General features: G+C 43.0%; 7 protein-coding genes and 1 tRNA gene. 3 read left to right on the top strand and 5 right to left on the bottom strand.

Annotated elements, in window-relative coordinates; translation table 11 throughout:
- From GXO74_03435 to GXO74_03425, 3 genes are all read right to left on the bottom strand, one after another.
- On the bottom strand, nt 1–443 hold a 443-nt coding region (locus GXO74_03435), incomplete at its 3' end, for a site-specific DNA-methyltransferase (GenBank protein NOZ60711.1).
- A gap of 140 nt (nt 444–583) precedes the next feature.
- The gene (locus GXO74_03430; protein ID NOZ60710.1) at nt 584–1,519 is read right to left on the bottom strand and encodes a PorV/PorQ family protein; all 936 of its coding nucleotides are present in this window, start codon (nt 1,517–1,519) and stop codon (nt 584–586) included.
- 209 nt (nt 1,520–1,728) lie between these two features.
- Nucleotides 1,729–1,801 (bottom strand) — tRNA-Thr (locus GXO74_03425).
- Nucleotides 1,802–2,083: 282 nt separating this feature from the next.
- Here GXO74_03425 and GXO74_03420 point away from each other — a divergent pair.
- The gene (locus GXO74_03420; protein ID NOZ60709.1) at nt 2,084–2,563 is read left to right on the top strand and encodes an ATP-binding protein; all 480 of its coding nucleotides are present in this window, start codon (nt 2,084–2,086) and stop codon (nt 2,561–2,563) included.
- A gap of 105 nt (nt 2,564–2,668) precedes the next feature.
- On the opposite strand, the gene GXO74_03415 is transcribed toward GXO74_03420, so the two are convergent.
- Complete coding sequence (locus GXO74_03415) at nt 2,669–3,643, bottom strand: hypothetical protein (protein ID NOZ60708.1); 975 nt, start codon at nt 3,641–3,643, stop codon at nt 2,669–2,671.
- 23 nt (nt 3,644–3,666) lie between these two features.
- Nucleotides 3,667–6,720, bottom strand: a complete 3,054-nt coding sequence (locus GXO74_03410) for an alpha-mannosidase (GenBank protein ID NOZ60707.1) — start codon at nt 6,718–6,720, stop codon at nt 3,667–3,669.
- Nucleotides 6,721–7,165: 445 nt separating this feature from the next.
- Between GXO74_03410 and GXO74_03405 the strand changes: the two genes are divergently transcribed.
- Nucleotides 7,166–7,366 carry a hypothetical protein gene (locus GXO74_03405; GenBank protein NOZ60706.1) on the top strand — a complete coding sequence of 67 codons (201 nt, stop codon included), beginning with the start codon at nt 7,166–7,168 and terminating at the stop codon, nt 7,364–7,366.
- 167 nt (nt 7,367–7,533) lie between these two features.
- The coding region (locus GXO74_03400) for a hypothetical protein (protein NOZ60705.1) at nt 7,534–8,319 on the top strand (786 nt) is incomplete at its 3' end.

Here is an 8,319-nt window from a genome sequence, read left to right as displayed (position 1 = left end):
TTGCTTTTATTTTTAATAAAATCATTTTTTGCATCACGATAAATTTGTGCCCCGTATTCAGCGATCTTTTTTTTATCAAGCGGGGTTATTTTGGCAAGAGAAATTTTGGCTGCAAGCGGATCAATATCGAGTCCAATCCCTTTTCTGCTCGAGAAAAAAGCTTCGACAATTGTTGTCCCGGAACCCGCCATTGGATCCAAAACAATGTCAAAAGGGTCAGTTAACTGTTCAATAAATATTTTTGGCAATTGGGGAGGAAATTTTGCTGGAAAGGAGTGAAAATTGTGCGAAAAATAATCACTTCTCTGATTATGAAAATCTAAATTACTTTGCAGTAAATTTTTCAGTCTATTAAAATAATTTTCGGATAAAGGGATTTGAGGTTTGCTGCCGAATAGAGCCAATTGTTCTCTGACAACATTTTTATTATCATCTCGTTTCATTAAATAGATCAAGTCCCCTGTAAAAGCACTATGGGATTAGTCCTCAATCCCGTTTTTGGCAAATTATAATTATTTTCAGTGCCAAATACAAAAATTGATTAAATATAATTCAAAGGAACGGTGTTAAAAAAACCACTAATCTAAAACCGATACGAAAAACTCACCCGATTCAAATACCCAATCGCGCCATAGGAAGACAATGAATAATCAAACTGATAACTTCGCCAGAGCATGCCCAGTCCCAGCGACAAACCGGCAAACTGATCACCGGTGGCGCCGACTTTTTGATTTTTGCCATAGGAACTATATCCCAGACGCAGCCAGACATTTTGAGCAAGCGTAAATTCGCCGCCCACATTCAACTGAACATCGTCGTCAATATATTTGTTCGCAGAGATGCTGTATTCCAGAGGCAAATGGGCCAATTTTTTGGAAAAACCGACCACCACGTTCAGCGGCAGGGCGTCTTTGGAATCGATGAAAGCCGATACCGCGGTTCCCAGATTAAAAACTCCTACGCCGAAATTGAAATCCTGAATAAACGGAACGTGATAGATCATGCCCAGATCCATTGCCACTGCACTTGCGGAGTATTTGTCAATAGTAGAGTGAATGAATTTCGCCGAGGCACCGATGAGCAAATTTTTAGTCAGCCTTCTTCCCAGCGAAGTAGTCAAATAATAGCTGCCAGCATTAAATTTGCCCAACTGATTGCCATTAATGTCTGTCTCATCAAATTCGCCGTAGTCCATGTAATTTACTGAAACGGCAAATTGTCCCCAATTTTTAAACGATTGGCTGTACGCAGCAAAACCGGACTGAAAATCGAGCACATGATTTAAGTAGGAAGCCGACGCCACACGGCCCTTGATTTCCGCGAGGCCGGCCGGATTAAAATAGATACTATGAATATCGCCAGAGAAAGAAACGAATGCCCCGGACATGGCGCTCGGCCGTGCACCAGGAAATGTGCGCAAAAAATGGAATCCTGCGGCAGTGGAATTTTCTGCGGCATTGGTGACTGACACACTCACAAATAGAAGCGTGACAGCGGCAAGGATGGAAAATTTTTTCATAAAAACTCCGGAATATTTTTCAATTGTGATGTTGCAAATTTATGTAATTTTTAAACGTATCGAATAAATCGATGTTCCCTCTCAAATACCATTGCCCAAAAGTGTTACAAAATATGTTCCATTTCCACAACCTTACAAAGGTTTTTAACCTTTGCCAGGTTAAACAAAAGAACCCGATTTCAAAAAAACCGGGTCTCATTCATCATGCGAGCCACCGAACGGAATCGAACCGTTGACCTTCTGATTACGAATCAGGCGCTCTACCATCTGAGCTACGGTGGCTTTTTCCATTTTTTAACGCCCGCAAATTTACAAAAATTTTTTCATTAAATCAAGAGAAAAATGTTCCAAATTTGCTCTAATATCAGTTTGTCGCTTTTTTTACGGGGCTTGGAATTCGTCAAAGACGACGTGTCCTTCAAGGGGAAAAGCAATCCATCTCAAAAAATGAAAAAAATTTGAATCAATTTCAAACTCTTTTCGTATAGAAGACTAAACAAAATTTGCAGATTCGAGGGGAGATGACTCAATTCTAATCGACTCGAACAAAGAGCAACGAAAATTATGAAAAAATCGAACCAGGCATATCACGAAAATTTCCGGAAAATCGCCCTCGATGGAAATGAAGAACTAACCTTTCGCTTGAAAAGCACAACGGACCAGATCACACGAATGGTTCAGGAATTGGACAAATGGTTAGATAAATCAAAATGTTGTTCATCCCGGGAAAAAAGCGAAATTTTGACAGCTCTTTCTGAGGCGCTGGCAAATGCGATCATCCATGGGAATAAAAACGATCCTGACAAAATTGTTGATTTGAAAATCAGAAGACAGGGAAATCAACTTCAGATTCTTGTGCAAGATCAAGGAAAGGGATTTGCTCCCCAAAAACTCGCTGACCCAACCAAACCGGAGAATCTGCGTCGGAAAAACGGCAGAGGAATTTATTTGATGAAAATTTTCATGGATGACGTGAAGCTCCAGCGAACAAAAAAGGGCATGAAAGTGATCATGAAAAAAAAACTTTCCGCCAGAGAAAAGTAGCGTGACCAATATTTCCTCCATTTTGGTTTCTCAATAAACAAGGCTTTGTGAGAGTCCCTCCGTCTCATAAAGCCTTGTTATTTTAGAAATTATTTTTGTTTGTAACTAAATATTCTCCTCAACATAGTCCCTGACTTTTAGCAATATCTCCGGTTCAGCTTCGTAAGGCACAATCCCGCTGCCGATGACAACATTCTCTCGAATTTTTGCCAATTCCAACACACGATCCACTTCGCGAAAGACATCTTCATCGCTGTGTCTCACCAAAACTTCAGGATTCATGTTAATGCGCACCAGCGTGTCGGAATATTTTTTCATTTTTTCCATAAAATTTTTCTGATCGGTCTCATAGGGACAAATGACATAACCGGCGCCGATGGTCATGATCAGATCGATGATCGGCGCCGTGTCGCCGCCCATGATGCAGGCCACCGGATGCCCAAAAATTTCCTCCGCGGTTTGCACCATTTTTTTCAGCCCCGGCAAGACCACGTCGGAAAAAATTTGCGGCGAAATGAGCGGCGGCGTTGCCGAAGATTCAAAAAAACTAATATCCAGATCGTTTGCCCGAATGTAACGGGCGAAAATTTCCTGCCCTTCAATCAGGCGCTCCAACGCAACAGACACATTGTCGGGATTCATAATTGATTCCATGAGCAAATTTTCCATGCCCAAAAGCTGGCTGGCGATGGAAAAAGGCCCGCTGACCGGAATTCGTACGTCGGCTTCGCGAAAAATATTTTTGATTTCCAGAGCCGCTTCGATGACATCACTGATTCTGCCGTCCTTTTCCGGTTCAAACAAAGGCACATCAGCAATCTCTTTCGCCGACGAAAAAAACGGCTGTCTGATGGTGGGTATTCCCGTGCCTTGCGGCGGATCAACCACAGCGCCGTAGGCTTCGGCCTCTAAATTGTAGATGTCAATTCCCACCACAATCGGCGTGTGGCGGTAAATCCGATAGGCTTCCGCATGTGCCTGAGCCAACAAATTCTTGTCGCGGGAAACTTCCCACGGCGTTTTTCCGATCACGCGTGCCGCGTGTTCGTAAATAACAGGTGCAAATTTCGAAATTTCCATTTATGCCTCTTCAGATTCATTTTTCACAGAATTTTTAATGTTTTAATTTCAAAAGGCTGAAAATCGATTTCCACAATTCCTTCATCGCTGGCAGAAATTTCTCTGATCACATTTTCCGTCAAATCAGTCTCAAAAATTTTCTCAAAAGGCAGCGCAATTTTCAGCTTGACGCGCTCATTTTGATTTTCCGCTTCGCACAAGCGCAAAATCGTTCCCGCATCATCTTCCGCTTTTTTGACCGCTTCGATAATTACATCGGGCGAATCTAATTCAAAAAAACTGTTCTGCCCGGTCAGATCGCCGTTCTCATTTTCCGCAGCGAAAATCTGCAGCGGCACGTTCAACCCGTACGCCGCTTTGTTCACTCCACCAGTGCGATGATTTCCCGGATGCGGAAAAAGCGAATACACAAATTCGTGCTCCCGTTGATCCGTGTAAGCATGATGCGCTTCGCCTGGTTTCACGTCTTCATCCTTGACAACAGCCTGCCCGGGATAAGGCACGCTGCGCAGCAAATTCAGCTCAAGCACATTTCCTTTGACGCGATAGCCGTACTTGGAATCGTTCAACAGCGCCACGCCGTAATCGTCCTGGGACAAATCCGCCCATTTCTGCGCCGGAACCTCGTCCTTTGCCAAATCCCAACTCGTATTTTGATGCGTGGGACGAAAATAATGACCAAATTGGATTTCGTACGCCGCTTCTTCTGCGTGCACATTGACGGGAAATTGCACTCGCAGCATCGATTTGATTTCGCGCCAGTTCAATTTTGTCTTAAAATCAATGCGCCGGCTGCCCTCAAAAAGTACAATTTCCTGCTCCAGCGTCGAGTTCCCCAAGCGAAATAACTGCTTCAGCGAAACTTTGGGACCATCAACCGCCATTTCGCTTTTTTCTAATTGCATTTTTCTCGGCGGAATGTCGCGATAATTCAAAGGAATATCCCAGGCATCGCCATCATCGTGGTACAGCAGCAATTGATTCGCCTGCTCGTTTTCAGGGACAATTTCTCGGCCAAATTCCTTGTCAAAAATCGAATCAATCGTACCGTCCTCGGCAAAACGCAGACGCAGGAGGTCATTTTCAATGGAATTTTCACTCAAATTAACTTCATCGGAAATCGCCGCGCCGCCGGAAAAATCTTCGACGATGTATCCCAGAGCCGGCACAGTGACTTGGCGCCAATTATTTCCGAATTTCACCCATTCGGTGCGCTGCCAGGAAAGGGAATTGAAAATCACCGCCGCTTTCACGCTACCACCGGCGTTGACTTTTTTTGCCAGAGAGCGATAGGCTTCTTCTGTGATTTTTCTGGTTTCTTCCAGCAATTTTTCGTAGCGCGCCAGCGATTCATCGTAAACCCGCTTAATGGACGAACCCGGCAAAATGTCGTGAAATTGATACAACAGCGTCTCTTTCCAGATTTTTTCCAATTTTTCCTGCGGATATTCGCCGCCGACAACTTTTCTCGCCAAAGAACACGCCCATTCCGCTTCCCGCAGCGCGATTTCCATTTTCCTGTTGTACCACTTGTTTCTGGCATTCGTCGTGAATGTCCCCTGATGTCGCTCCAGATAAAGTTCGCCAACCCAGCGCGCGAAATTTGCCGCATCCTTTTTCCAAGATGCAAAAAAATCCTGCGCCCGTCGCTGCGTTACCGTCGGCAACCCGGCCAAATTTTTCATCCGCTGAAGCCGTTCCAGATGTTCAGCGCCGGGACCGCCACCGCCGTCGCCGATACCAAAAACCAAAAGCGCCTCTTCGGAAACATCTTTGTCCTTGTAATTTTTCTCAATTTTTTTAATAGCAAAAGGGCTCGCCTGACTGTTGTAAGTTTCTTCAGGCAGCATGTGCGTAAGAACCGAAGTTCCGTCAATTCCTTCCCAAATGAACGAATGGTGCGGAAAAACATTGATCAAACTCCAGGACAACTTTTGCGTCATGAAATAATGCACGCCGGCTTTTTCCAGAATTTGCGGCAGCGCAGCCGTGTAGCCAAAAACGTCAGGCTGCCAGAGATGATCAATTTCAACGCCGAATTCCGCCTTGAAAAATTTTTTGCCGAAAAGCAATTGGCGGACAATGGCTTCCCCGCCGGGAAGATTAGTGTCAAATTCCACCCAGGAAGCGCCCAGCGGTTCAATTCTCCCGGCGGCGACTTTTTGCTTGATTTTTTCGTACAGAGTTGGGTAGTGAATTTTCATCCACTCGTACAATTGCGGTTGACTGGCGCCGTAAATGTAATCCGGGTAGCGTTCCATGAGTTCAAGCGCCGTGGAAAAAGTCCGCGCGCCCTTGCGGATCGTCTCTCTGACAGGCCACAGCCATGCCAGATCCAGATGCGCGTGGCCAACGGCGGAAATTTTCAGTGACGGGTCCCCGCCTTTTTTCAGCAGCTCTCCGGACAACTCCGCACGCGCACGAGTGAGATAATTTTCGTCTCCTGCCGCAAAAATGTTTGCCGCAAGATTCAGCGCGCGCAAAATCCGCTGTCGCCGCGCACTGTCTTCGGGGGTAACTTTCATTAAATCCAGCAGAACTTCAAAATCGTAAAACAAAGCGCGCGCTTCGTCATTGCAAACAGCAATCGCGGCCTGTTTTATTGTACCGTTTTCTTTCACAAATCCAAACAAATCATTGCACGCTGCGTCCGCCCAGACAGCGACGATTTCGCCGCCATTGGCCCGTTCCGAAAATTGCAACACCCGCTTCCCGGGACCGCCGAGCCGGTCATCAAATCCGGAGCTCACATTTGTCAGCCCGCGAACGGGAACGCCGTTCTCATCAAAAATGCACATCTCTCCGTTCACATCCAGCAGCAGCACAATTTTCTCCCCGGCAGCGCTGGCAGGAACGCGGCCGGTGAAATGGAACCAGGCGCAATCGAACAAATCACCCCATTTGTCGCCGAGGCGAAAAACTTCTTCCTCGCCCTCGCTGCGCTGCGCGTACGGCAGCGGCTCTTTCGAACGCCAACCTCTGATCTCCAGCGGCGCAATTTCCGTGTACATTTTCTCTCTGATCTGTTCCAAAATCTGATCTAACTGATTCACCGTGTACTGATAAAATCTCGGCATGAATTACCCTTTCTGTCTCTTATCCCAATCCAAATTCAGCATTACTTTTAAGCATCAAATATAGCAAATTTTCCCAATATTGCAAAGGAAAAATGAGAGAAAATTGTAAAACCTTTGCTGCGCGTGGAATCTTGAAACCGCTGAAGCAGTTTGTTGGTCACATGGGCTGATTTAGGCTCTTCATTTTTGAACAAACACCACAATTTATTGTGTGTGAGAAATAGTTCAGTCAACAGCTTCAGCGGGTTCCATACTCACAACTGAGGTTTTACAGAAAATTAAAAAGGTTGGACACAAATTTGCTTTTATCTAAAAAAAATTTGCCAACAATGACCACAAAATCATCGAAAACGAAGAATTTTATTTTTTTTATTGACATTTTTGGATTTCTGTGCTATATTAATGATAATATCCCGACTGCCCTTATCCCCAAGCAGAGGAAACCATGCCGAGCAGCGATGCGAAAATTGCACAAAATGCCAAGCCAAAACTACTGCAACAGCTTCGCACAGTCATGCAAACGAAACACGATAGTTACTTTCCCGAGCAGACACCAATTCATAATGTGGAAAAAAAATATCAGGATATTGGTTCGCAAAGCCGGCGGCAAACGGATTGGAGAAAAAAATTATCGCAACTCCTTTAGATTGCACTCATGAACTTATACCTGCAAAATCGAATAATCAAATTACGAAATTGTCTAAAAATAGACAAGATCTTGGCGGGTGTTGGGAAGCCAATATTATGTTAGCTGTATTCAATATATGTACATAGGATTTCATATGTTATTTTTTAACTTGGAGAACTAACAAAATGAATTTGACATTACCAAGTTATTTTCGTCTTGTCAATTTTTACAATAAGACGCCAAAAGAACAGATTAAATATATTCTTTTTTTTGTTACAGTTGTAGCAGAATTGCGTAAGAATATGACTCCCAAAATTATAACTCACAGACTGAATGACCAAGGACAACAAATATCAGAAGAAGAAGTTAAATCAATAATAGAAAATGATACATACAATTTCAAACTTTCTGAACATATCGATTTAAGAGATAGAAAAAAAGGAGAAAAAGCATATGAAATTGCTCCTAATGAAAAGAAAAGAATGATAAAAGAAGTCAATTTAGCATTTGCTCGAATAAATTCTTGGAAGAAGCCAATGAATATAATATTTATTCTTTTAAGTATTCTCTGCTTAATAATACTTCTAACAATCATAGGATATCATGTTACTACAAGTAAAGAGATTGCTGACTTATCGTGGAACCAATATAAATCACGGATAAGATTTAACGAAATTAGTTCCACAGAAAAAGCAAAATATTTGCTATATTTTGTAACTGAACATATAAAATTCAGACAGGATATGACACCTTTTGTAATTAGTAATCGGCTTTTTGATTTAGGATATGGAAAAATTTCGCCTCAAGAAATTGAAAAATACTTTAGATTAAATAATGATAAAATAATTCCGTCTGGCAGAAAAAATGCATATAAAATAAGTTTAACAGAAAAAAAAAGAATTTTGGGAGAACTTGATTTAAAAATTCCAAAAGGTGAAGGCACTATTTCAGTAAATTGGATGTTAAAACAT

Source organism: Calditrichota bacterium (assembly GCA_013152715.1).
Taxonomy (GTDB): domain Bacteria; phylum Zhuqueibacterota; class Zhuqueibacteria; order Thermofontimicrobiales; family Thermofontimicrobiaceae; genus 4484-87.
The sequence above is the reverse complement of the archived record's forward strand: the minus strand, read 5'-3'. Positions and strand labels throughout refer to the sequence as shown.